This window comes from Streptomyces sp. ISL-96, from assembly GCF_018614035.1.
GTDB lineage: Bacteria > Actinomycetota > Actinomycetes > Streptomycetales > Streptomycetaceae > Streptomyces.
In genome coordinates this window covers 135837-160262 of the sequence record NZ_JAGGPA010000025.1, presented here as the reverse complement: position 1 = coordinate 160262, position 24426 = coordinate 135837, and the positions used below count along the sequence as shown (strand labels likewise).

Below are 24426 nucleotides of genomic sequence, written 5' to 3'. Positions count from 1 at the left end.
GCGACGCCTGATGCGAATGAGGGAAGCGTGCCCTGCGTCCGCCGAATCATTCGAGATCAGAGCCCCGACGTCTGCCTGGTGCTCTGCATCGCTCTACAGCGTCGAGCGCAGCCACTGCTCGACGCTCGCGATGTGCACCGTCGCCCACGACCTGGCGGCTTCAACGTCCTGGTCGCGCAGGGCGGCGAGGATCGCGCGGTGCTCGTGGAGCGTGCGGCTGACCGCGTCCTCCTGGGTCAGTCCGCGCCAGATACGAGCCCGGGTGGTCGGCCCGGAGAGCCCGTCAAGCAGCGAACACAGTACCGAGTTGCCGGAGCCCCGCACGATGCGGCGGTGGAATTCGAGGTCGCTCGCGACCAGCTCCTCGACGGACGGGTCGGGCCCCAGGGCGTCCAACTGGGCGCTCAGCGCGCCCAGTTCCGCCTCACTGATCCGGGTGGCGGCCATCGCGGTGGCGGCGGGCTCCAGGATGCGGCGTACGGCGAGGAACTCCAGCACCGTGTCGTCCCGGTGGAAGTCCACGACGAAACTCATCGCTTCGAGCAGGAGTTGCGGATCGAGGCTGGTGACGTATGTGCCGTCGCCCTGGCGTACGTCGAGGATGCGGATCAGCGACAGGGCGCGTACCGCCTCGCGCAGCGAATTGCGCGACAGCCCCAGCTCGGCGGCGAGCTCGCTCTCCTTGGGGAGGCGGTCGCCGGGGCGCAGGGCCCCCGAGACGATCATTTCCTTGATCTTCTCGATCGCCTCGTCGGTGACAGCCACGGTGTGTCTCCTAGTCGCTTCGCTCAGACATCCGATGTCTGGCCCCATTATGTGGGTACGAAGCGACCGTGAGTAAGCCCGTGAGCGGGCCCATGGGTAAGGGGCAGCCGCCTGTGCGGCTGCCCCTTACCGGACGCCTTTTCAGGACCTGCGGCCCAGCACGTCCTCGACCTCGGCGCGGAGCTCGTCCGTGGCCAGGCCGCGGATCGTCAGCGTCGTACGGCGGCGCAGTACGTCGTCCGCCGTCTCGGCCCACTCGTGGTCGCGGGCGTACACGACCTGCGCCCAGATCTCCGGCGCGTCCGGGTGGATCCGCTTGGCCAGCGCCGCGTCCTCGTTGGCCAGGCGCGCGATGTCGAAGGACAGCGAGCCGTAGTGCGTGGCCAGGTGGCGTGCGGTGTCCGCGGCCATCCGCGGGCCCGGCGTACCGCCGTCGACGAGCAGCCGGTGGGCGACCGCGTTCGGGTTGGAGATGCCCGGCAGCGGCTGCCTCTTCGGCAGGCGCGAGATCGGCTCCATGTCCTCGCCCAGCGGGTGGCCGGGCAGGGCGGCGAGCTTGTTCATGACCGTACGCCCGATGTGACGGAACGTCGTCCACTTGCCGCCCGCGACCGACAGCATGCCGCCGCGTCCCTCGGTGACGACCGTCTCGCGCTTGGCCTTTGAGGTGTCGCCGGGACCCCCGGGCAGCACCCGCAGACCCGCGAAGGAGTACGTGATCAGGTCGCGGGACAGCTGCTGGTCGCGGATCGAGTAGGCGGCCTCGTCCAGGATCTGGGCGATGTCCTTCTCGTTGACGGCGACGTCCGCAGGGTCGCCCTCGTACTCCTCGTCGGTCGTACCCAGCAGGAGCTGGTCCTCCCACGGCAGCGCGAAGGTGATGCGGTACTTGTCGATGGGCGTCGCCAGCGCGGCCCGCCAGGGGGCGGTGCGCTTGAGGACCAGGTGCGCGCCCTTGGAGAGCCGGATGGAGGGAGCGGCGTCCGGGTTCTCCATCTTGCGCAGGTGGTCGACCCACGGACCGGTGGCGTTGAGCACCAGACGGGCCGTCACACCGAATTCGGAGCCGTCCAGGCGGTCCTTGAGCTCCGCGCCCGTGACCCGCCCGTTGGTGAAGCGCAGCCCGGTGACCTCGGCGTGGTTGAGTACGGTCGCGCCCGACTGGGCGGCGGCACGGACCGTCATCAGGGCCATGCGCGAGTCGTTCATCTGGTCGTCGCCGTACACCGCGACGGCCTTGAGGTTGTCCGTACGCAGCTCCGGCACCTCACGCGCCGCCTTCGCCGCGCCGATGACATGCCCGACTCCGTCGCCGAAGGCGGACAGCGCCGAGTAGGCGAAGACGCCCGCGCCGAGCTTGGCCGCGCCGTGCGGGCCGCCCTTGTAGACGGGGAGGTAGAACTTCAGCGGGTTGGCCAGGTGCGGCGCGACGTCCCGGGAGACGGCGCGCCGCTCGAAGTGGTTCTCCGCGACCAGCTTGACCGCGCCGGTCTGGAGGTAGCGCAGTCCGCCGTGGAGCAGCTTGGAGGAGGCGGAGGAGGTGGCGCCGGCGAAGTCGCCGGCGTCCACCAGGGCCACCCGCAGCCCCGACTGAGCGGCGTGCCAGGCAGTGGAGATGCCCAGGATGCCGCCGCCGATCACCAGGAGGTCGTACGTCGCCTTGGAAAGCTGGTCCCGGGTTTCGGCGCGGCTCGGGGTGGAACCGTCGGCCGGGCGCGTCCCGAGGGCCGGGACGCTCTGCAGGGTGGTCATTTTCGTAACTCCTCGTCAGCTCTCGTCGTCGAGCCAGCCCATGGACCGCTCAACGGCCTTGAGCCAGCTCTTGTACTCGCGGTCCCGCGTGGCCGCGTCCATGCGGGGGGTCCACTCGGCGGCCCTGCGCCAGTTGGCGCGCAGTTCGTCCGTGCTGGACCAGAAGCCGACGGCGAGGCCGGCGGCGTAGGCGGCGCCGAGGCAGGTGGTCTCGGCGACCATCGGGCGCACGACCGGTGCGTCCAGGAAGTCCGAGAGCGTCTGCATCAGCAGGTTGTTGGAGGTCATGCCGCCGTCGACCTTCAGGGCCGTCAGCTCGACGCCGGAGTCCTTGGTCATGGCGTCGCTGATCTCGCGCGTCTGCCAGGCGGTGGCCTCCAGGACGGCACGGGCGATGTGCGCCTTGGTGACGTACCGGGTGAGGCCGGCGATCACACCGCGGGCGTCGGGACGCCAGTACGGGGCGAACAGGCCGGAGAAGGCGGGCACGAAGTACGCGCCGCCGTTGTCCTCGACCGAGGAGGCCAGCGTCTCGATCTCGGCGGCCGACTTGATCAGGCCCATCTGGTCGCGCATCCACTGGACGAGCGCGCCGGTGATGGCGATCGAGCCTTCGAGGGCGTAGACGGGCTTCTGGTCGCCGATCTGGTATCCGACGGTCGTCAGCAGGCCGTTGTACGAGTTGACGGGCGTGTCACCGGTGTTCATCAGCATGAAGGTGCCGGTGCCGTACGTCGACTTGGCCTCGCCCTGGGCGAAGCAGGTCTGCCCGAACAGCGCCGCCTGCTGGTCGCCGAGCGCCGAGGCGACGGGGACGCCCTTCAGCGGACCGGCCTTGGCGACGCCGTACACCTCGGCGGAGGAACGGATCTTCGGCAGCACGGCGGCCGGGATGTCCATGGACTGGAGGATCTTCTCGTCCCACCGCATCTCGTGCAGGTTCATGAGAAGGGTGCGCGAGGCGTTGGTGACGTCGGTGACGTGTACGCCGCCGTCGGTGCCACCGGTCAGATTCCAGATGACCCAGGAGTCCATGGTGCCGAAGAGGATGTCGCCGGCCTCGGCGCGCTCCCGCAGGCCCTCGACGTTGTCGAGCAGCCAGCGGACCTTGGGTCCCGCGAAGTACGACGCGAGCGGCAGGCCGGTCTCGCGGCGGAAGCGGTCCTGGCCGACGTTGCGGCCGAGTTCCTTGCAGAGCGCGTCGGTGCGGGTGTCCTGCCACACGATGGCATTGTGGACGGGCTCACCGGTGTTCTTGTCCCACATCAGCGTGGTCTCGCGCTGATTGGTGATGCCGATCGCCTTGACGTCGGCGGGCGTGATGGCCGCCTTCTCGATGGCGCTGGCCACGACTTCCTGGACGTTCGTCCAGATCTCGGTCGCGTCGTGCTCGACCCAGCCCGGCTTCGGGAAGATCTGCTCGTGCTCCTTCTGGTCGACCGCGACGATCCGGCCGTCCTTGTCGAAGACGATGCAGCGGCTGGAGGTCGTGCCCTGGTCGATGGCCGCGATGAACGGGCCGGTGCTGTGTACGTCGTTCACGGTGTGCTCCCGGAGGTCTGTAGAGGGTCGGCCGGTCGGCTCAGACAAACGCGATGTTGTAGATACCCGCGGCGATCGCCGCGCCGGCCAGCGGGCCGACGACGGGGATCCAGGCGTAGCCCCAGTCGGAGCCGCCCTTGTTCGGCAGCGGGAGCAGGGCGTGGACGATGCGCGGCCCGAGGTCACGGGCCGGGTTGATCGCGTAGCCGGTCGGGCCGCCGAGCGAGAGGCCGATGCCGACCACGACGAGGGCGACCATCAGTCCGCCGACGGCTCCGAGACCCTTGCCGCTGTCGTTGAGGCCCTGGGTGAGGACCGCGAGGACGAGCACGACGGTGCCGATGATCTCGGTGGCGAGGTTCTGCCAGACGTTCCGGATCTCAGGACCGGTGGAGAAGATGCCGAGCACGGGGCCGGCCTTGGGGGCGGCCTTCTGGTCGACCATGCCTTCCTCGGCGGGCTGCTCCGCGAGGATTTCCGGGTCCGTGAGGTGGGCCTGGAACTGGCCGTAGTACGCGATCCAGACCAGGGTGGCGCCGATCATCGCGCCGAGTATCTGGCCGGCGATGTAGACCGGAACGTCGCTCCAGTCGCCGTCCTTGATCGCGATGCCGACGGTGACCGCCGGGTTGAGGTGGGCGCCGGAGAGGCTGCCCGTCATGTAGACGGCAGTCAAGACCGCGAAGCCCCACCCGAAGGTGATGGCCAGCCAGCCGGCGTTCTGCGCCTTCGAGCGCTTGAGCACGACGGCGGCGACGACGCCTGCGCCGAGCAGGATGAGTACGGCGGTACCAATGATCTCGCCGATGAAGATGTCGGAGGTAGACACCCGCGACTCCTTTGTCCTTGCGTCCAGGGGAAAGGCGAACCCCGGGTCCCTCCGGGTGGTTCGCGCCCTCGGTGAGGGCCTAGCCCGGTCCCTTGGCGTTGCCACACTCTAGCGCGTATTGCCGGTAGGTGTTCGGCATTGCCGACCGATGAACGGCAGTTTTGCCCCCGGTTAACACGCGCGTCAAGAGTTCTGCGACCGGGTGTCGCGATCGTTACCAGCGTGACAGGGGAGGGCTGTACGCGCCTCAGAAACGCCCGGCACCCAGGTCACGGGACACCGCACGGGCGCAGTCCCGTACGGCCGCAACGAGGTCGCCACGGAGCTCTCCGCCCTCACCGCAGACCCGCTCCACCGCGCCGGTGACGCCGACCGCGCCGACGGGCATCCGCCGCCGGTCGTGGATGGGGGCGGCGATCGAGGCCACGCCCTCCCAGGTCTCCTCCACGTCGGCGGCCCAGCCGCGCGCCCGGGTCAGGTCGAGCACCTTCTCGAAGTCGTCCACGTCCGTGATCGTGCGCGGAGTGAAGGTCTTGTGCTCGGTCTCGACGACCTCGTTGTGCGCCACCGGGTCGTACGCCGACAGCACCTTGCCCAAGGCGGAGGAGTGCAGCGGCTGCATCGCGCCGACCTCCAGCACCTGCCGGCTGTCGTCCGGCCGGAAGACGTGGTGGACGATCAGTACGCCCTTCTGGTGCAGTACGCCCAGGTAGACGCTCTCGCCGCTGGAGCGGGCCAGGTCGTCGGTCCACACCAGCGCGCGGGCGCGCAGCTCGTGCACGTCCAGATAGGTGCTGCCGAGGCGCAGCAGCTCGGCGCCGAGCTGATAGCGGCCGGAGGCGGAATCCTGTTCGACAAAACCCTCCGCCTGGAGGGTGCGAAGGATCCCGTGCGCCGTACCCTTGGCAAGTCCGAGGGACGAGGCCACTTCGGAAAGGCCGAGCCTGCGCTCGCCACCCGCGAGCAGACGCAGCATCGCTGCCGCCCGCTCGAGCGACTGGATGTTCTTCGCCATGCTCGGCCACCTCCACCTCGGTTCGACAATGCTGAACACTATCGGCTCATGCCGACCTGGTGTCACCGTCGGGAGCCCGCCCGGCGACCGGGAGCCATCAGAGCACGACACCGTCCGCCCCGTGGGACGCCTTCACGCCGCGGACGGGGTCACGGCTACGCTGGCCAGGTGCGCCTTCCGCCGGGAAGCCGCAAAGCCGACAGCCGTCGCACCCCAGGGAGCAGATCCATGGCCTCGTTGCCAACCCCAACGCCTGCCAGCCACAGCAGCCGCGCAGACGCCCTCCGCGAAGCACTCGCCAGTCGAGTCGTGGTCGCCGACGGGGCGATGGGCACCATGCTCCAGGCGCAGGACCCCAGCCTCGAGGACTTCGAGAACCTCGAAGGCTGCAACGAGATCCTCAACATCACCCGCCCGGACATCGTGCGTACCGTCCACGAGGAGTACTTCGCGGTCGGCGTGGACTGCGTCGAGACCAACACCTTCGGCGCGAATTTCGCCGCGCTCGCCGAGTACGACATCCCCGAGCGCGTCTTCGAGCTGTCCGAGTCGGGCGCCCGTATCGCCCGCGAGGTCGCGGACGAGTTCGCGGCCAAGGACGGCCGCCAGCGCTGGGTGCTGGGGTCCATGGGACCCGGTACGAAGCTGCCGACGCTGGGCCACGCCCCGTACATCACGCTGCGCGACGCCTACCAGCAGAACGCCGAAGGCATGCTCGCGGGCGGCGCGGACGCGCTCCTGGTGGAGACCACCCAGGACCTGCTCCAGACCAAGTCGGCGATCATCGGCGCCCGCCGCGCCATGGACGTCGCCGGCATCAGCGTCCCCCTGATCTGCTCCGTGACCGTCGAGACCACCGGCACCATGCTGCTGGGCTCCGAGATCGGCGCCGCGCTCACCGCGCTGGAGCCGCTCGGCATCGACATGATCGGCCTGAACTGCGCCACCGGCCCGGCCGAGATGAGCGAGCACCTGCGCTACCTCGCCCGCCACTCGCGCGTCCCGATCTCCGCCATGCCCAACGCCGGCCTGCCCGTCCTCGGCAAGAACGGCGCGCACTACCCCCTGTCGGCCGAGGAGCTGGCCGACGCCCAGGAGGCGTTCGTACGCGACTACGGCCTCTCCCTGGTGGGCGGCTGCTGCGGTACGACGCCCGAGCACCTGCGCCAGGTCGTCGAGCGGGTACGTGACCTCACCCCGGCCCCCCGCGACCCGCGCCCCGAGCCCGGCGCCGCCTCCCTCTACCAGACCGTCCCCTTCCGCCAGGACACGTCGTACCTGGCCATCGGCGAGCGTACGAACGCCAACGGGTCGAAGAAGTTCCGCGAGGCCATGCTGGAGGGCCGCTGGGACGACTGCGTGGAGATGGCCCGCGACCAGATCCGCGAGGGCGCGCACATGCTCGACCTCTGCGTCGACTACGTCGGCCGTGACGGCGCCGCCGACATGGCCGAGCTGGCCGGCCGGTTCGCGACCGCCTCCACCCTTCCCATCGTGCTGGACTCCACCGAGCTGGACGTGCTGCGGGCCGGCCTGGAGAAGCTCGGCGGCCGCGCCGTCATCAACTCGGTCAACTACGAGGACGGCGACGGGCCCGAGTCCCGCTTCCAGAAGGTCACCAAGCTGGCGCAGGAGCACGGCGCCGCGCTGATGGCGCTGACCATCGACGAGGAGGGCCAGGCCCGCTCGGTCGAGCACAAGGTCGCCATCGCCGAGCGGATCATCGCCGACCTGACCGGCAACTGGGGCATCCACGAGTCGGACATCCTCATCGACTGCCTCACCTTCACCATCTGCACCGGCCAGGAGGAGTCCCGCAAGGACGGCGTCAACACGATCGAGGCCATCCGCGAGCTCAAGCGGCGCCACCCGGACGTGCAGACCACGCTGGGCCTGTCGAACATCTCCTTCGGCCTGAACCCGGCCGCCCGCATCGTCCTGAACTCCGTCTTCCTCGACGAGTGCGTGAAGGCGGGCCTGGACTCGGCGATCGTGCACGCGTCGAAGATCCTTCCGATCGCCCGCCTCGGCGAGGAGCAGATCCAGGTCGCCCTCGACCTGATCTACGACCGCCGTGCGGAGGGTTACGACCCCCTGCAGCGGTTCCTGGAGCTGTTCGAGGGCGTCGACACGAAGTCCATGAAGGCCGGCAAGGCGGAGGAGCTTCTCGCGCTCCCGCTCGACGAGCGGCTTCAGCGCCGGATCATCGACGGCGAGAAGAAGGGCCTGGAGGCCGACCTCGACGAGGCGCTGACCGAGCGGCCCGCACTGGAGATCGTCAATGACACGCTGCTGGAGGGCATGAAGGTCGTCGGTGAGCTCTTCGGCTCCGGCCAGATGCAGCTGCCGTTCGTGCTCCAGTCCGCCGAGGTCATGAAGACCGCGGTGGCCTACCTGGAGCCGCACATGGAGAAGACGGACGACGAGGGCAAGGGCACGATCGTGCTGGCCACCGTCCGCGGCGACGTTCACGACATCGGAAAGAATCTCGTCGACATCATCCTGTCCAACAATGGCTACACGGTCGTCAACCTTGGTATCAAGCAGCCCGTCTCCGCGATCCTGGAGGCCGCCGAGGAGCACCGCGCCGACGTCATCGGCATGTCGGGTCTCCTGGTGAAGTCCACCGTGATCATGAAGGAGAACCTCCAGGAGCTCAACCAGCGCAAGATGGCCGCCGACTTCCCGGTCATCCTCGGCGGTGCCGCGCTGACGAGGGCGTACGTCGAACAGGATCTGCACGAGATCTACGAGGGCGAAGTCCGCTACGCCCGCGACGCGTTCGAGGGACTGCGCCTGATGGACGCCCTGATCGGCGTCAAGCGGGGCGTCCCCGGCGCCAAGCTCCCCGAGCTCAAGCAGCGCCGCGTCCCGACGAAGGCCACGGCCGCCGTGCTGGAAGTCGAAGAGCCCGAAGGTTCCGTACGCTCCGACGTCTCCACCGACAACCGGATCCCGGAGCCGCCGTTCTGGGGCACCCGCGTCGTCAAGGGCATCGGCCTGAAGGAGTACGCCTCCTGGCTCGACGAGGGCGCGCTGTTCAAGGGCCAGTGGGGCCTCAAGCAGGCGCGGACCGGTGACGGGCCGACGTACGAAGAGCTCGTCGAGACCGAGGGCCGGCCCCGGCTGCGCGGCTGGCTGGAGCAGCTCCACACGAAGAACCTGCTCGAAGCCGCCGTCGTCTACGGGTACTTCCCCTGCCACTCCAAGGGCGACGACCTGATCCTCCTCAACGACGACGGATCCGAGCGCACCCGCTTCACCTTCCCCCGCCAGCGCCGCGGCCGCCGCCTGTGCCTCGCGGACTTCTTCCGCCCGGAGGAGTCCGGCGAGACGGACGTGGTCGGGCTCCAGGTCGTCACCGTGGGATCGAAGATCGGCGAGGCCACGGCCGAGCTGTTCGAGTCGAACTCCTACCGTGACTACCTCGAACTGCACGGGCTGTCCGTCCAGTTGGCGGAGGCGCTCGCCGAGTACTGGCACGCCCGCGTCCGCAGCGAGCTCGGCTTCGGGGGAGAGGACCCCGACGCCGTGGAGGACATGTTCGCGCTGAAGTACCGCGGCGCGCGCTTCTCCCTCGGTTACGGGGCGTGCCCGGACCTGGAGGACCGCGCGAAGATCGCCGATCTGCTGCAGCCGGAGCGCATCGGTGTCCACCTCTCGGAGGAGTTCCAGCTCCATCCGGAGCAGTCCACCGACGCGATCGTCATTCACCATCCCGAGGCGAAGTACTTCAACGCGCGCTAAGTCCGGACGAGTCGTACACTGGTCGGTCCAGCGCAGGCCGGTCGCCTTCCCACCTGGGGAGACGGCCGGCCTTCTCGTCCCTTCAGGAGGTGTGCCCGGATGACCAGTACCGTCCCCGCGCCCAGTACCCGTACGGCCGAAGGCTCCGCACTGCAGGCCGTCTTCCTCGACATGGACGGAACCCTGGTCGACACCGAAGGTTTCTGGTGGGAGGTCGAGGCGGAGGTCTTCGCGGACCTCGGGCATGCGCTGGACGAGGCGTGGCGCGACGTGGTGGTCGGCGGGCCGATGACCCGCAGCGCGGGCTACCTCATCGAGGTCACCGGCGCGGACATCACGCTGCCCGAGCTCACGGTGCTGCTCAACGACCGCTTCGAGAAGCGCATCGGGCGGGGAGTGCCGCTGATGCCCGGCGCGGCGCGGCTGCTCGCGGAACTGGCGGCGCACGAGGTGCCCACCGCCCTGGTCTCCGCCTCGCACCGGCGCATCATCGACCGCGTCCTGGAGACGCTGGGCCGCGAGATGTTCACGCACACGGTCGCGGGCGACGAGGTGGCCCGTACGAAACCGCACCCCGACCCGTATCTGCACGCCGCCGCGCTGCTCGGTGCCGAGCCCGGCAGATGCGCGGTCGTCGAGGACACGGCGACCGGTGTGGCCGCCGCCGAGGCGGCCGGCTGCCGCGTGGTGGCCGTCCCGTCCGTCGCGCCGATCGCGCCCGCACGCGGCCGGGTGGTCGTGGGATCGCTCGAAGAAGTCGATCTCGCCTTTCTCACGACTTTGATCACACGGATGAACTGAACCGCGCACTGAGCGTATTCGCACTATTGGGCGGAAACCGAGGGCATTGGGCCGTGCATTTTCCGTCACACACGCAGCCGGAAATGCACAGCCGCCCATAAGCCTTGGTCTGGTGACGTTAGTCACCCCCGGGCACGTCCCGCTCGGCGCCCGAGGGCGTCAAAGCGGCCTTCTCGGACCGTATTTGACGCCCTTGTGTCCAGATTGATGGTGTGGTGTACGAATCATTCCCGGCCCGCGGCGATGACCCGCCGGGAATATGATCGCCGACCGATAACCGGTCGGCCGGCACCCGGTAAAGCCCTCCGGGCGATTCCCACTAATCTCAACATGAGAACTTCGCCGCATCACCACGTGCCTCAACGCTCAACCAGTTGCTGGGGCCACGGAACCGATCGCTCTGATCCGGCCCGATCGCTCCGCCCCGACCGGGCGGCCGCGGCGGAGTGTCCCGTACACCGCTGAAACCCAGTGCCGGATGAGGGAGAACGTCCAGGATGAACCGCAAGGCTTTGGTGCTGCCGGCTGTGATTGGCCTGCTCGCGCCCGTGCTCGCCGGGTGCGGCGACGCGGACAACGGCGGCAAGGGCGGTGCCATCGTCGTCGGCACCACGGACCAGTTCATCGCGACGAAGGACGCGCCCGCGCCCTTCGACCCGGCGTTCGCCTATGACGCCGGCGCCTGGAACGTCCTGCGGCAGACCGTCCAGATGCTGATGCACGTCCCGCGCGGCGGCGGCGAGCCGGTGCCGGACGCGGCCTCCAAGTGCGGCTTCACGGACACCCAGAACGAGAGCTACCGCTGCACCCTGCGCAGCGGGCTGAAGTTCGCCGACGGTGACGCGCTCACCGCCGAGGACGTCAAGTTCTCGATCGACCGCGTGCTGAAGATCAAGAACAACAACGGCCCGGTCGCGCTGCTGTCGAACATCGACACGATCGAGACCAATGGCGACCACGGCATCGTCTTCCACCTGAAGACGCCGGACGCCACGTTCCCGTACAAGATCGCGACGCCTGCCGCCGGGATCGTCGACTCCGACACGTACGAGAGCGACAAGCTCCGGGATGGATTCGACGCCGAGGGCTCGGGCCCGTACACGCTGAAGACCGAAACCGAGGGCGAGCGGGTCGTCAGGGCCGTCTTCACCAAGAACCCCGAGTACAAGGGCGACTTGGAGCTGCGCAACGACAAGGTCGAACTGCGGTCGTTCACCGACACCCGGTCCATGGAGAAGGCACTGCGGGACGGCGACATCAGCATGATGACGCGAACCCTGCGGCCCGAGCAGATCGAGGACCTGTCGGACAACCCGACCAAGGGCATCGAACTCGTCGAGATGCCCGGCCTGGAAATCCGCTACCTCGGCTTCGACACCGAAGACTCCACGGTGAAGAACAGGGCGGTGCGCCAGGCGCTGGCCGCCGTCGTCGACCGCGGGGAGCTCGCGAGCGAGGTCTACCCGGCCACGGCCGAGCCGCTGTACTCGCTCATCCCGAACACCATCACCGGGCACCAGAACGCGTTCTTCAACAAGTACGGCGAGCCGAACCGGCCGAACGCCGCGGGCATCCTGAGCGCGGCCGGCATCAGTACACCGGTGAAGCTGACGCTGAACTACACGAGTGACCACTACGGCACGGCGACGAAGAAGGAGTTCGAGGTGCTCCAGGAGCAGCTCAACGCCACGAAGCTCTTCGACATCAGCATCAAGGGCACCGAGTGGTCGAAGTTCCGTGACAACCAGAAGCGCGGCGAGTACGCCGTCTACGGCATGGGCTGGTTCCCCGACTTCCCGGACGCCGACAACTACGTCGCGCCGTTCCTGGACAAGGACAACTTCCTCAACACCCCGTACGTGAACAGCGAAACCAGGAACAAGCTCATCCCCGAGTCGCGCCGCGCGGCCGACCGGGCCGCGGCCGCGAAGCCGTTCGAGCGGATCCAGGAAATCGTCGCCAACGACGTACCGGTGCTGCCGCTGTGGCAGGGCAAGCAGTACGTAGCCGCTCGCGACAACATCACCGGCGTCGAGTGGGCGCTCAATTCCTCGGCCGACCTGCAGCTGTGGGAGTTGGGCCGCGGCGTCTCCTGACGCCGGCAGTATCCGGCCGCGAAACCCGCGTCGCCGGTGGGTAATTCATCGAATCTGTGAGGCAAGGATCCGTGAAAAGGCGTAACCAGTGGCTGACGGCACCGCTTGCGGCGGGACTGGCGGCGGGGCTGCTCAGCGGTTGTGGCACCGAGGAGGGCGGCCCGGGGGGCACTGACGGCGGCGTGGTCATCGGAATGTCGGACGAGGTGCTGGCCACCGATCCGGCATCGGGTTACGACCCAGGTTCCTGGCTGCTGTTCAACAACGTCTTCCAGTCGCTGCTGAGCTTCCCCAAGGGCAGCACCTCTCCGCAGCCCGAGGCCGCCGAGACCTGCGACTTCGACAAGGGCGGCAGCACGGTCTTCCGCTGCACGCTGCGTGACGGCCTGAAGTTCAGCAACGGCAACGAGCTGACGTCGAAGGACGTCAAGTACTCCTTCGAGCGCTCGCTGAAGATCAACGACAAGGCCGGCCCCGCGGGCGTCATGCTCGGCTCCATCGGCAGGATCGAAACCCCGGACGAGAAGAACGTCGTCTTCCACCTCAAGGTGCCGGACGCCACCTTCCCCAGCAAGATCGCCTCGGGTGCCGGCTCCATCGTCGACCACCGCGAGTACGCCTTCGACCAGCTGCGCACCGACGACCAGGCCGTCGGCTCGGGGCCGTACAAGCTGGACAGCTTCGGCGAGGCCCGGGCGGACTTCTCCGTGAACGAGAACTACAAGGGCACCGCCGAGACGAAGAACTCCGGCGTCACCATGAAGTTCTTCCACGGCGATCAGAAGGCGCTCGCCGCTTCCCTCAAGCAGCGTGACGTGGACGTCGCCTACCGAGGCCTCACGGCCGACGACATCGCCGAGCTCGAGAACTCGTCGGCGGGCGACGACCAGGGCATCGAGGTTGTCGAGGGCTCCAGCGCCGAGGTCCAACACCTGGTCTTCAACATGAAGGACCCGGTCGTCGGCAAGCCCGCCGTGCGCAAGGCCATGGCGTTCCTCATCGACCGCGACGCCCTGGTGCGGGACGTGTACAAGTCCACCGCCACCCCGCTGTACTCCATCATCCCGAGCGGCATCGACGCCCACAACACGGCGTTCTTCGACGCCTACGGCGGCAGCCCGCAGCCCGCCAAGGCCGAGCGGGTCCTGCGCGGCGCGGGCATCAACGGCAAGGTGAAGGTCACCCTCTGGGCCACACCCAGCCGCTACGGACCCGCCACGGTCCACGAGTTCGAGACGATAGCCAAGCAGCTCAACAAGAGCGGGCTCTTCGACGCGACGGTCAAGTCGGCCGAGATCAACGAGTACGAGAAGAACATCGCGGCCGGCAAGTACGGCGTGTACGTGAAGGGCTGGGTCCCCGACTACCCGGACCCGGACAACTTCACCCTGCCGTTCTTCGGCAAGGACAACGTCCTCGCCAACAACTACGAGAACCGCCGGATCACCGACGGGATCATCCCGGACACCGCCGCCGCGACCGAGCGACCCACGGCGGAGGAGGACTTCGGCAAGCTCCAGGACATCGTCGCCGACGAGGTGCCGATCATCCCGCTGTGGCAGGGCAAGCAGTACGCCGTGGCCTACGACGACATCTCGGGCCTGGAGTGGACCCTGGACGCGTCGACCGTCTTCCGTTTCTGGGAGATCAGCAAGGGCTGACGCCAAGCGACGCCGGGACCCGGCCCCCGCACGGGGCCGGGTCCCGGCGTCCTGGCTTTAGCCACTGGGCGCCTTACTGGGCGCCGGGCCTGACCAGGCCGCTCTCGTACGCGTACACCGCGGCCTGCACGCGGTCGCGCAGCCCCAGCTTCGTCAGCACGTGCCCCACATGCGTCTTCACGGTCGTCTCGCTCACGAAGAGATCGGCGGCGATCTCCGCGTTGGACAGCCCGCGGGCCACCAGCTTGAGCACCTCGACCTCACGGTCGGTCAGCGTGTGCAGCGTGTCCGGGACCTGCTCCTCGCCGGACGGCAGGTGATCCGCGTACTTGTCGAGCAGCCGGCGCGTGATGCTCGGCGCCAGCATCGCCTCCCCGGCGGCCACCACCCGGATCGCCTGCACGAGCTCGTTGGCCGGCGCGTCCTTCAGCAGGAAGCCGCTGGCCCCGGCGCGCAGCGCCTCCACGACGTACTCGTCGAGGTCGAAGGTGGTCAGCACGAGCACCTTCGCCGGACCGTCCTTGCCGGGACCGCTGATCTGACGGGTCGCCTCCACGCCGTCCATCCGCGGCATCCGGATGTCCATCAGGACTACATCGGGCTGTAGCGCCCGGACCTGGTCGAGCGCCTGCAGACCGTCTCCGGCCTCACCGACGACCGCGAGATCCTGCTCGGCCTCCAGAATCATCCGGAAGCCGGTGCGCAGCAGGGGCTGGTCGTCGACCAGTAGGACGCGGATAGCCACGAAGTCTCCTTCTCTAGACCGGGTCCATTCTGCCCTGGCCGCCCTCGGCCGGATCAGCCGCATCAGCCGCATCGGCCGGATCAGCCGGGCGCACCGTGAGGGCGACGGACAGCGGGTACACGGGGGGAGTGCCGCCGAACTCCGGGCAGACCGCCCGGTGGTCGCACCATCCGCAGAGCTTGGTCGGGCGCGGCCGCCAGTTCCCCGTCTCGGTGGCTTCCTTGATGGCGTCCCACAACGCGAGCAGCTTGCGCTCCACCCGCTCCAGATCCGCCTCGACCGGGTCGTACGTCACCACATCCCCGCTGCCGAGATACACCAGCTGAAGCCGGCGCGGTACGACGCCCTTCCACCGCCAGATCACCAGCGCGTAGAACTTCATCTGGAACAGCGCGCCCTCGGCGTACTCCGGCCGCGGCGCCTTGCCCGTCTTGTAGTCGACGATCCGGACCTCGCCGGACGGCGCCACATCCACCCGGTCGATGATGCCGCGCAGCCGCAGCCCCGACTCCAGCTCCGTCTCCACGAAGAGCTCCCGCTCGGCGGGCTCGAGGCGCGTCGGGTCCTCCAGCGTGAACCACCGCTCGACCAGCTCTTCGGCCTCCACCAGCCAGCGCGCCAGCCGCTCACCCTCAGGATCCTCGGCGAAGAGCTCCGTGAGCTGCGGCTTGGACTCCAGGAGCCGGTTCCACTGGCCGGGCACCAGCGCCCTGGCCCGCCCCGCCGTACGCTCCGTCGCCGGATCGTCGAAGAGCCGCTCCAGCACGGCATGCACCAGCGTCCCCCGCGTCGCCGCCTCGCTCGGCTTCTCGGGCAGCTTGTCGATCACGCGAAACCGGTAGAGCAGCGGACACTGCATGAAGTCGCTCGCCCGTGAGGGGGAGAGCGACATGGGGCGCTGGGCAGCGTCGGCCCGACCGGAACTCGTAGTCATGTCCAAGACCCTACGGCCCGCCACTGACACGCTCGGCACAGAAGTCCTCAAATGGGGAGCCGAGGCGGAGCGCAGCGCAGCCGTCCGCATACCATCGACGGCAGACCCCCTCGCGTTGCACGGTCGGCTGATCACCGGGTGCGGCGGCGAGTGACGCCTGCGAACGAAGGGCCCCTGTGAACGAGAGCGGCGAGCGCGACAAGCGCGGCGAGAGCGACGGGAGCGGCGGCAAGCCGCAGCGCCCCCGCGAGCCGGGCGGCGGCCTCCTCATGGGCCGCCCCTTCGGCGTGCCGGTCTACGTCGCCCCCAGCTGGTTCCTCGTAGCCGCCCTCATCACCTGGGTCTTCGGCGGCCAGCTCGACCGCGTGCTCCCGGAGTTGGGCAACCTCCGCTACCTCGTCTCCCTCTTCTTCGCCGTCGCGTTCTACGCCTCCGTACTGGTCCACGAACTGGCCCACACCGTGGCGGCGCTGCGCTTCAAACTGCCGGTGCGCCGCATCCAGCTCCAGTTCTTCGGCGGGGTGTCGGAGATCGAGAAGGAGTCGGAGACGCCGGGGCGTGAGTTCGTCCTCGCCTTCGTCGGCCCGCTGCTCTCGCTCGTACTGGCCGGTGTCTTCTACGCCGGCATGCGCGTCGTGGAGCCCGGCACCGTGCCCGGAGTCCTGCTGGCCGGCCTCATGATCTCCAACCTCATCGTGGCCGCCTTCAACCTGCTGCCCGGCCTCCCGCTGGACGGCGGCCGGATGCTCCGCGCCCTCGTCTGGAAGCTCACCGGCAAGCCGATGAGCGGCACCATCGCCGCCGCCTGGGTCGGCAGGGCGCTCGCCGTCGCCGTCCTCATCGGCCTCCCCCTGCTCACCCACACCGGCGCCCTCGGCAACGCAACCGAGGACATCGGCGGCATGGAGACCGTCACCGACGCCCTGCTCGCCGCCATCCTCGCCGCGATCATCTGGACCGGCGCCGGCAACAGCCTGCGCATGGCGCGGCTGCGCGAACACCTCCCCGACCTGCGCGCCCGTACGCTCACCAGGCGCGCCGTCCCCGTCGAGTCCGCCACCCCGCTCTCCGAGGCCCTGCGCCGCGCCAACACGGCAGGAGCCCGCGCCCTGGTCGTCGTCGACGGGCAGGGGGAGCCCACCGGAGTCGTCCGCGAGGCGGCCATCGTCGGCGTACCGGAACACCGCAGGCCCTGGGTAGCGGTGAGCGGCCTCGCACAGGACCTCACCGAGGACATGAAGATCCCCGCCGAGCTGGCGGGCGAGGCCCTGCTGGAACGCCTGCGCGCCGCCCCGGCCACGGAGTACCTGGTGGTCGAGGAGACGGGCGAGATCTACGGCGTGCTGTCCACCGCCGACGTGGAGCGCGCCTTCGTGTCGGCCATGGCCCGCCCGCAGTAGACAGCCCGGGCCCAAAAGACCGGTAGGCTGTTCACATGTCCGAACCGACCGGTGCCGCCCGACGTCGCGGCCCCTTCCAGGTCGGGGATCAGGTCCAGCTCACCGACCCCAAGGGACGCCACTACACGTTCACGCTCGAGGCCGGGAAGAATTTCCACACCCACAAGGGTTCCTTCCCCCACGACGAGCTGATCGGTGCTCCCGAGGGCAGTGTTGTCCGTACCACGGGAAACGTCGCCTACCTCGCGCTGCGCCCCCTGCTCCCCGACTACGTCCTGTCCATGCCCCGCGGCGCCGCCGTGGTCTACCCCAAGGACGCGGGGCAGATCCTGGCCTTCGCCGACATCTTCGCCGGCGCCCGCGTCGTCGAGGCGGGAGTCGGCTCCGGCTCGCTGAGCAGCTTCCTGCTGCGCGCCATCGGTGACCAGGGCATGCTGCACTCCTACGAGCGCCGCGAGGACTTCGCCGAGATCGCCACGCAGAACGTGGAGCGCTACTTCGGCGGCCCGCACCCCGCCTGGCAGCTCACCGTCGGCGACCTTCAGGACAACCTGTCCGACACCGACGTCGACCGCGTGATCCTGGACATGCTCGCCCCGTGGGAGTGCCTGGACGTCGTCCGCAAGGCGCTCGTCCCCGGCGGCATCCTCTGCTGCTACGTGGCCACCACCACGCAGCTCGCGCGCACCGTCGAGTCCATCCGCGAGATCGGCTGCTTCGCGGAGCCGACCGCCTGGGAGTCGATGATCCGCAACTGGCACGTCGAGGGTCTGGCCGTGCGCCCCGACCATCGGATGATCGGCCACACCGGCTTCCTGCTCACCGCCCGCCGCCTCGCGGACGGCGTGGAGGCCCCGCTGCGCCGCCGCCGTCCCGCCAAGGGCGCGTACGGCGAGGACTACACGGGTCCCGGAAGCGAGAGCGGGTCGGCCTCCCGGGGCTGACCCGACAACGAGCAAGCGCCGCCGCTGAGTTCCCCGACCGACCGGGGAACTCAGCGGCGGCGCTTTTCCGTTAACCGATTTCTGTTACGGATTTCTGTTACGGGTACGGACCCCGCCGTTCCGCGGCGCTGTGACGTGTGGCACGATGCTCGCCACCCCACCGGTACAGCCCCAGGAGACACCCCGCGTGCAGACCTCCGCCGCCCTGGACCTCGCGCACACCCGGCCCCGCCCGGTGCACTGGCTCGCCACCGCCGCCGCCATGGCCGCGGTCGTCGCCGCGGCCGGTCTGCTCCAGCCCGAAGCGGCCACCGCCTCGCAGACCGCCCCGGGCGCCGGACCGGTCAAGAAGGCCGCCGCCGCCACCGCGCCCGACGCGTCGAGCGCGGCGTACCCCCTGGAGTGCCGCGGCGAGAAGCCGGCCGTGGTCAAGCAGGGCTCCGGCGACCTCGACGGCGACGGCCGCCCCGAAACCGTGGCTGTCGTGCGCTGTGTGTCGGGAATCGGGACCCCGCCGAGCGGCGTCTTCGTACTCACCGGGCCCACGTCGCGCGTCGTGGCGACCCTGGTGGACCCCGCCGACGGCCTGGGCATCAGCGATTTCGCCGTGAGCGCGGGCGTGGTCTCCGCGACCGTGCACGGCTACTCGTCGCCGGACGTGCCGCGCTGCTGCCCGGACCGGCAGGAGAAGGTCAAGTGGCAGTGGAAGGGCGGCAAGTTCGCCAGATCCGTCGTGCCGGACGCACGCAGTATGTGATCCGTCACTCAGCGTCGGGGCCGTAGACCTCGACCCGGTCCGCGACGCGGCGTACGTGGATGCAGTCGCCCGGGCACTCGTTCGCCGAGTCGACGACGTCCCTCAGAAGCGTCAGGGGCACGGGCGTTGTGGCGCCGGGGCTCTGCAACAGTTCGTCGCCGGGGCTCTTCACGTACGCCAGGCCGTCGATGTCGAGCTCGAAGACCTCGGGGGCGTACTGGACGCAGATGCCGTCGCCGGTGCAGAGATCCTGGTCGATCCACACCTCGAGCGGGTCACCGGTCTGTGCGCCGTCGTCGGTGGGAGCCTTCTGCTGCACGGTCATATCTCCTGCCGTTTTCTGCGCGGTTGTAGCAATTGGAGCCAGCCCTGACGGGTGTTGAACACTTCGACGATACAACCGGCCGCTTTGCCAGGTTGATGGGTGGGTATTCCCCTGGTGTGAGCGAGTACGCAAGGGTGAAGATCGGACACACCCCGCAGTCTTTGTGATCTAGGGGTTTCAACCAGCACCCGCCCAGGTAGGGTCAGAAAGCGTCCAGCTCCCCTTGGAGGAGGTGAGGACCGTGGCAGCCCACGACGACGACATCAACCGCGGCATCCGGCCGGGCAGAGGGTCTGAGGACCCCGCCGGCCAGGTTGCCTATCTCGAGCAGGAAATCGCCGTCCTGCGCCGCAAGCTCGCCGACTCTCCGCGTCACACGAGGATTCTCGAAGAGCGGATCGTCGAGCTGCAGACCAACTTGGCCGGCGTGTCCGCACAGAACGAGCGGCTCGCCAACACGCTCCGTGAGGCCCGCGACCAGATTGTGGCCCTCAAAGAAGAAGTCGACCGGCTCGCGCAGCCGCCGGCCGGCTTCGGTGTCTTCCTCATGGCGAACGAGGACGGCACGGCCGACATCTTCACCGGTGGCCGCAAGCTACGGGTGAACGTCAGCCCCAGCGTGGAGCTCGAAGAGCTCCGGCGTGGCCAGGAAGTCATGCTCAACGAGGCCCTCAATGTGGTCGAGGCCATGGAGTACGAGCGCGCCGGGGAAATCGTCACCCTCAAGGAAATCCTCGAGGACGGCGAGCGCGCCCTGGTGGTCGGGCACACCGACGAGGAACGGGTGGTGCGGCTCGCCGAGCCGCTACTGGACGTGATCATCCGCTCCGGCGACGCCCTGCTGCTGGAACCCAGGTCCGGTTACGTCTACGAAGTCATCCCGAAGAGCGAGGTCGAGGAGCTCGTCCTCGAAGAGGTCCCGGACGTCGACTACTCCAAGATCGGCGGCCTGGGCAACCAGATCGAGCTGATCCGCGACGCGGTCGAGCTTCCGTACCTCTACCCCGACCTCTTCAAGGAGCACGAACTGCGGCCCCCGAAGGGCATCCTGCTCTACGGTCCGCCCGGCTGCGGCAAGACGCTGATCGCGAAAGCCGTCGCCAACTCCCTTGCCAAGAAGGTCGCCGAGGCGACCGGCAAGCCCGCGGGGAAGAGCTACTTCCTCAACATCAAGGGCCCCGAGCTCCTCAACAAGTACGTCGGTGAGACCGAGCGGCACATCCGCCTCGTCTTCCAGCGTGCCCGGGAGAAGGCGAGCGAGGGCACCCCTGTCATCGTCTTCTTCGACGAGATGGAGTCGCTCTTCCGCACCCGTGGCTCCGGTGTCAGCTCGGACGTGGAGAACACCATCGTTCCGCAGCTGCTCGCCGAGATCGACGGCGTGGAGGGCCTGGAGAACGTCATCGTCATCGGCGCCTCCAACCGCGAGGACATGATCGACCCGGCGATCCTGCGGCCGGGCCGGCTCGACGTGAAGATCAAGATCGAGCGTCCGGACGCCGAGGCGGCGAAGGACATCTTCGCGAAGTACCTCCGGTCCACCCTGCCGCTGCACGCGGACGACCTGGCCGAGCACACCGGGTCCAGGGAAGCCGCGGTCCACGGCATGATCCAGTCGGTCGTCGAGCAGATGTACGCCGAGTCCGAGGAGAATCGCTTCCTCGAGGTCACGTACGCGAACGGCGACAAGGAAGTCCTGTACTTCAAGGACTTCAATTCCGGCGCGATGATCCAGAACATTGTCGACCGGGCCAAGAAGATGGCCATCAAGGCCTTCCTCGACCAGAACCAGAAGGGCCTTCGGGTTTCCCACCTCCTCCAGGCTTGCGTGGATGAGTTCAAGGAGAACGAGGACCTGCCGAACACTACGAACCCGGACGACTGGGCCCGTATCTCCGGAAAGAAGGGCGAGCGGATTGTATTCATCCGTACGCTCGTCACTGGAAAACAGGGCGCGGACACCGGACGCTCCATCGACACGGTGGCAAACACCGGTCAGTACCTGTAGATCGCAGACCGGCTGCGGGTACCCGCTCGGGTATCCGCAGCCGGTTGCATTCTCGCCACTACGGGCCGCCACACCGACCACACCAGAGCAATGACGCAATTGATCTCCCCACCAGCGCAAAGGCGTTCTAGGCTGGCTCTTCGGTACCGCCGAGTCGCGCTGTGCGGGACCGGGCACCGCACACGCACCGGAGAACCAGCGGTACTTGAGTGCCGCCCCCGTCCGGGGGCGACGCGGGCAAGGAGGGCCGCATGACCGTACGGCGAGTAATGGGCATCGAGACGGAGTACGGGATCTCCGTCCCCGGCCACCCGAACGCCAATGCCATGCTCACCTCGTCCCAGATCGTCAACGCCTACGCGGCGGCGATGCACCGGGCGCGACGCGCCCGCTGGGACTTCGAGGAGGAGAACCCGCTGCGGGACGCGCGAGGCTTCGACCTCGCCCGGGAGGCCGCCGACAACAGCCAGCTCACCGACGAGGACATCGGCCTCGCCAATGTCATCCTGACCAATGGCGCGCGGTTGTACGTCGACCACGCGCACCCCGAGTACAGCTCCCCGGAGGTGACCAACCCGCTGGACGCGGTGCTCTGGGACAAGGCTGGCGAGCGGATCATGGCGGAGGCCGCGGAGCGCGCCGCCCAGCTGCCGGGCGCCCAGCCGATCCACCTCTACAAAAACAACACCGACAACAAGGGCGCGTCCTACGGCACGCACGAGAACTACCTGATGAAGCGGGAAACCCCCTTCTCGGACATCGTGCGCCACCTGACGCCGTTCTTCGTGTCCCGGCAGGTCGTCACGGGCGCCGGCCGCGTGGGCATCGGCCAGGACGGCCACGAGCACGGCTTCCAGATCAGCCAGCGGGCCGACTATTTCGAGGTCGAGGTGGGCCTGGAAACGACCCTCAAGCGCCCCATCATCAACACCCGCGACGAGCCGCACTCCGACGCCGAGAAGTACCGCAGGCTGCACGTCATCATCGGCGACGCGAACCTCTCCGAGATCTCGACGTACCTGAAACTGGGTACGACGTCCCTGGTCCTCTCGATGATCGAGGACGGCTTCATCAACGTCGACCTCGCGATCGACCAGCCGGTGCGCACCCTGCACCAGGTCTCGCACGACCCGACGCTGCAGCAGCTGATCACCCTGCGCAGCGGCCGGACACTCACAGCTGTCCAGCTTCAGATGGAGTATTTCGAGCTGGCGCGCAAGTACGTCGAGGAGCGGTTCGGCGTCGACGCGGACGACCAGACCAAGGACGTCCTGGGGCGCTGGGAGGACGTACTGAACCGGCTGGAGAACGACCCGATGAGCCTGTCGGGCGAGCTGGACTGGATCGCCAAGCGGGAGCTCCTGGAGGGCTACCGCAGGCGCGACAGCCTCGACTGGGATGCCCCCAGGCTCCACCTGGTGGACCTCCAGTACGCCGACGTACGTCCCGAGAAGGGCCTCTACAACCGTCTGGCGGCCCGCGGGAAGATGAAGCGGCTCCTGGGCGAGAGCGGGGTTCGGCGGGCCGAGACGAAGCCTCCTGAGGACACCAGGGCGTACTTCCGCGGCCGCTGCCTGGAGCAGTACGCGGACGACGTCGCGGCCGCGTCCTGGGACTCCGTGATCTTCGACCTGCCGGGCCGGGATTCGCTCCAGCGCGTCCCCACCCTGGAACCGTTGCGTGGTACACGTAATCACGTCAAGGAGCTCCTCGACCGGTGCAGGACGGCGGAAGACCTGGTCCGGGTGCTCTCCGGCGGCTGAAAGGGGCCGCGGGTGGGAATCATCGAGGTGGTCCCCACGCGTTGTGAAAGTACGGCGCGGATGTCAGACCCCGCTTGTAGGGTCTGATCAAGGACATCGAACCGAGCGAGCGGGGTGAGGTAGAGATGGCGACCAAGGACAGCGACGGCGGACAGCAGAAGGCGACACGTTCCACCGAGGAGGTCGAGGAGACCGCGCAGGACGCGCAGGCCTCCGAGGACCTCAAGGAGCGGCAGGAAAAGCTCTCGGACGACGTCGACTCTGTACTCGACGAAATCGATGATGTGCTCGAAGAGAACGCCGAGGACTTCGTGCGCTCCTTCGTCCAAAAGGGCGGGGAGTAAAGCCCGTTGTCCGTCCCGGTGGCCGTGGACCCAGGTCCGCCGCACCGGGACGGATGACCGGCAACCGTACGGGTATGGTCCGTGCACAGTTCGAAAGATCGGCCCGGCCTTCCAGTGGCGGGCCGCCGCCTATCCGGAAGGAAACGCGTGGAAGCCAACCCTCGTAGCACCGGGCGTCTGCCGGCTGCCTTCCTGACGCCTGGTTCGTCCTCGTTCATGGACTTTCTGGGCGATCACGCGCCCGAGATGCTGCCGGGAAGGCGGGTGCTGCCGCCCGTCAAGGGCGTCATCGAGGCTCCGCACGGCACGACGATCGTCGCCGCCTCGTTCCCCGGGGGCGTGGTGCTCGCCGGTGACCGGCGGGCCACCATGGGCAACATGATCGCCCAGCGCGACATCGAGAAGGTCTTCCCCGCCGACGAGTACTCGGCGGTGGGCATCGCCGGCACGGCCGGTCTGGCGGTCGAGATGGTCAGGCTCTTCCAGCTGGAGCTCGAACACTTCGAGAAGGTGGAAGGCGCCCAGCTCTCCCTGGAGGGCAAGGCGAACCGGCTCTCCACCATGATCCGCAGCAACCTCGGCATGGCCATGCAGGGCCTGGCCGTCGTCCCGCTCTTCGCGGGCTGGGACGTCGACCGCGAGAAGGGCCGCATCTTCTCGTACGACGTGACGGGCGGCCGTTCCGAGGAGAAGGGATTCGCGGCGACGGGCTCCGGGTCCATCTTCGCCCGCGGGTCGATGAAGAAGCTCTACCGCGACGATCTGACGGAGCAGCAGACGACCACCCTGGTGATCCAGGCGCTGTACGACGCAGCCGACGACGACTCGGCGACCGGCGGCCCGGACGTGGCCCGCCGTATCTATCCGATCGTCACCGTGATCACCGAAGAGGGGTTCCGGCGGCTCACCGAGGCGGAGTCCTCCGAACTGGCCCGCTCGATCCTGGAGCGGCGGCTGGAGCAGCCCGACGGTCCCCGCGCCGCGCTTCTCTGACGGCT

At 68.5% G+C, this 24426-nt stretch carries 19 protein-coding genes; 11 read left to right on the top strand and 8 right to left on the bottom strand.

All coding sequences use genetic code 11. The annotated features are described in order from the left end of the window. Positions 1-93 precede the first annotated feature (93 nt). From J7E96_RS17300 to J7E96_RS17280, 5 genes are all read right to left on the bottom strand, one after another. Positions 94-765 carry a FadR/GntR family transcriptional regulator gene (locus J7E96_RS17300; protein WP_215132519.1) on the bottom strand — a complete coding sequence of 224 codons (672 nt, stop codon included), beginning with the start codon at positions 763-765 and terminating at the stop codon, positions 94-96. A 141-nt stretch (positions 766-906) separates the two neighbouring features. Beyond that, a complete protein-coding gene (locus J7E96_RS17295) occupies positions 907-2517 on the bottom strand; it encodes a glycerol-3-phosphate dehydrogenase/oxidase (protein WP_215132517.1) in 1611 nt (536 codons plus the stop codon). A 15-nt stretch (positions 2518-2532) separates the two neighbouring features. Continuing rightward, a complete protein-coding gene (glpK, locus tag J7E96_RS17290) occupies positions 2533-4059 on the bottom strand; it encodes a glycerol kinase GlpK (RefSeq protein WP_215132516.1) in 1527 nt (508 codons plus the stop codon). Positions 4060-4099: 40 nt separating this feature from the next. Beyond that, a complete protein-coding gene (locus J7E96_RS17285) occupies positions 4100-4888 on the bottom strand; it encodes an MIP/aquaporin family protein (RefSeq protein ID WP_215132515.1) in 789 nt (262 codons plus the stop codon). A gap of 247 nt (positions 4889-5135) precedes the next feature. Beyond that, a complete protein-coding gene (locus tag J7E96_RS17280; RefSeq protein WP_215132514.1) occupies positions 5136-5903 on the bottom strand; it encodes an IclR family transcriptional regulator in 768 nt (255 codons plus the stop codon). Between the two features lie 228 nt (positions 5904-6131). Here J7E96_RS17280 and metH point away from each other — a divergent pair, with 228 nt between their 5' ends. The 4 genes from metH (at position 6132) to J7E96_RS17260 (ending at position 14208) form a co-directional block, all read left to right on the top strand. Then, complete coding sequence (gene metH / locus J7E96_RS17275) at positions 6132-9650, top strand: methionine synthase (protein WP_215132513.1); 3519 nt, start codon at positions 6132-6134, stop codon at positions 9648-9650. A gap of 99 nt (positions 9651-9749) precedes the next feature. Then, positions 9750-10451, top strand: coding sequence for an HAD family phosphatase (locus J7E96_RS17270; RefSeq protein WP_215132512.1), 702 nt, complete (start codon positions 9750-9752; stop codon positions 10449-10451). A gap of 497 nt (positions 10452-10948) precedes the next feature. After that, positions 10949-12547, top strand: coding sequence for an ABC transporter substrate-binding protein (locus J7E96_RS17265; RefSeq protein WP_215132510.1), 1599 nt, complete (start codon positions 10949-10951; stop codon positions 12545-12547). Between the two features lie 71 nt (positions 12548-12618). After that, positions 12619-14208: an ABC transporter substrate-binding protein gene (locus tag J7E96_RS17260; RefSeq protein WP_215132508.1), complete on the top strand. Its 1590-nt coding sequence runs from the start codon at positions 12619-12621 to the stop codon at positions 14206-14208. Positions 14209-14281: 73 nt separating this feature from the next. Here J7E96_RS17260 and J7E96_RS17255 read toward each other — a convergent pair whose 3' ends face one another. Then, positions 14282-14953 (bottom strand): response regulator transcription factor, encoded by a 672-nt coding sequence (locus J7E96_RS17255; protein ID WP_214976530.1) that lies wholly within the window; start codon positions 14951-14953, stop codon positions 14282-14284. A 13-nt stretch (positions 14954-14966) separates the two neighbouring features. Then, on the bottom strand, positions 14967-15887 hold the full coding sequence (locus tag J7E96_RS17250; protein ID WP_215132506.1) for a RecB family exonuclease: 921 nt from the start codon (positions 15885-15887) through the stop codon (positions 14967-14969). Between the two features lie 176 nt (positions 15888-16063). On the opposite strand from J7E96_RS17250, the gene J7E96_RS17245 reads away from it, so the two are divergent. The 3 genes from J7E96_RS17245 (at position 16064) to J7E96_RS17235 (ending at position 18988) form a co-directional block, all read left to right on the top strand. Continuing rightward, the gene (locus J7E96_RS17245; protein WP_215132504.1) at positions 16064-17287 is read left to right on the top strand and encodes a site-2 protease family protein; all 1224 of its coding nucleotides are present in this window, start codon (positions 16064-16066) and stop codon (positions 17285-17287) included. A gap of 35 nt (positions 17288-17322) precedes the next feature. Further along, entirely contained in the window at positions 17323-18231 is a 909-nt protein-coding gene (locus J7E96_RS17240; RefSeq protein ID WP_214976533.1) for a tRNA (adenine-N1)-methyltransferase, read from the top strand. Positions 18232-18418: 187 nt separating this feature from the next. Continuing rightward, positions 18419-18988, top strand: a complete 570-nt coding sequence (locus J7E96_RS17235; protein ID WP_215132502.1) for a hypothetical protein — start codon at positions 18419-18421, stop codon at positions 18986-18988. A 4-nt stretch (positions 18989-18992) separates the two neighbouring features. Here J7E96_RS17235 and J7E96_RS17230 read toward each other — a convergent pair whose 3' ends face one another. After that, on the bottom strand, positions 18993-19313 hold the full coding sequence (locus J7E96_RS17230; protein ID WP_215132500.1) for a ferredoxin: 321 nt from the start codon (positions 19311-19313) through the stop codon (positions 18993-18995). A gap of 241 nt (positions 19314-19554) precedes the next feature. Between J7E96_RS17230 and arc the strand changes: the two genes are divergently transcribed. From arc to prcB, 4 genes are all read left to right on the top strand, one after another. Next, the gene (gene arc / locus J7E96_RS17225; protein ID WP_215132498.1) at positions 19555-21321 is read left to right on the top strand and encodes a proteasome ATPase; all 1767 of its coding nucleotides are present in this window, start codon (positions 19555-19557) and stop codon (positions 21319-21321) included. Positions 21322-21572: 251 nt separating this feature from the next. Beyond that, positions 21573-23084, top strand: a complete 1512-nt coding sequence (gene dop / locus J7E96_RS17220) for a depupylase/deamidase Dop (protein WP_374196689.1) — start codon at positions 21573-21575, stop codon at positions 23082-23084. A gap of 125 nt (positions 23085-23209) precedes the next feature. Then, positions 23210-23428 (top strand): ubiquitin-like protein Pup, encoded by a 219-nt coding sequence (locus J7E96_RS17215; RefSeq protein WP_215132496.1) that lies wholly within the window; start codon positions 23210-23212, stop codon positions 23426-23428. A 147-nt stretch (positions 23429-23575) separates the two neighbouring features. After that, a complete protein-coding gene (gene prcB, locus J7E96_RS17210) occupies positions 23576-24421 on the top strand; it encodes a proteasome subunit beta (RefSeq protein WP_215132494.1) in 846 nt (281 codons plus the stop codon). Positions 24422-24426: the final 5 nt, after the last annotated feature.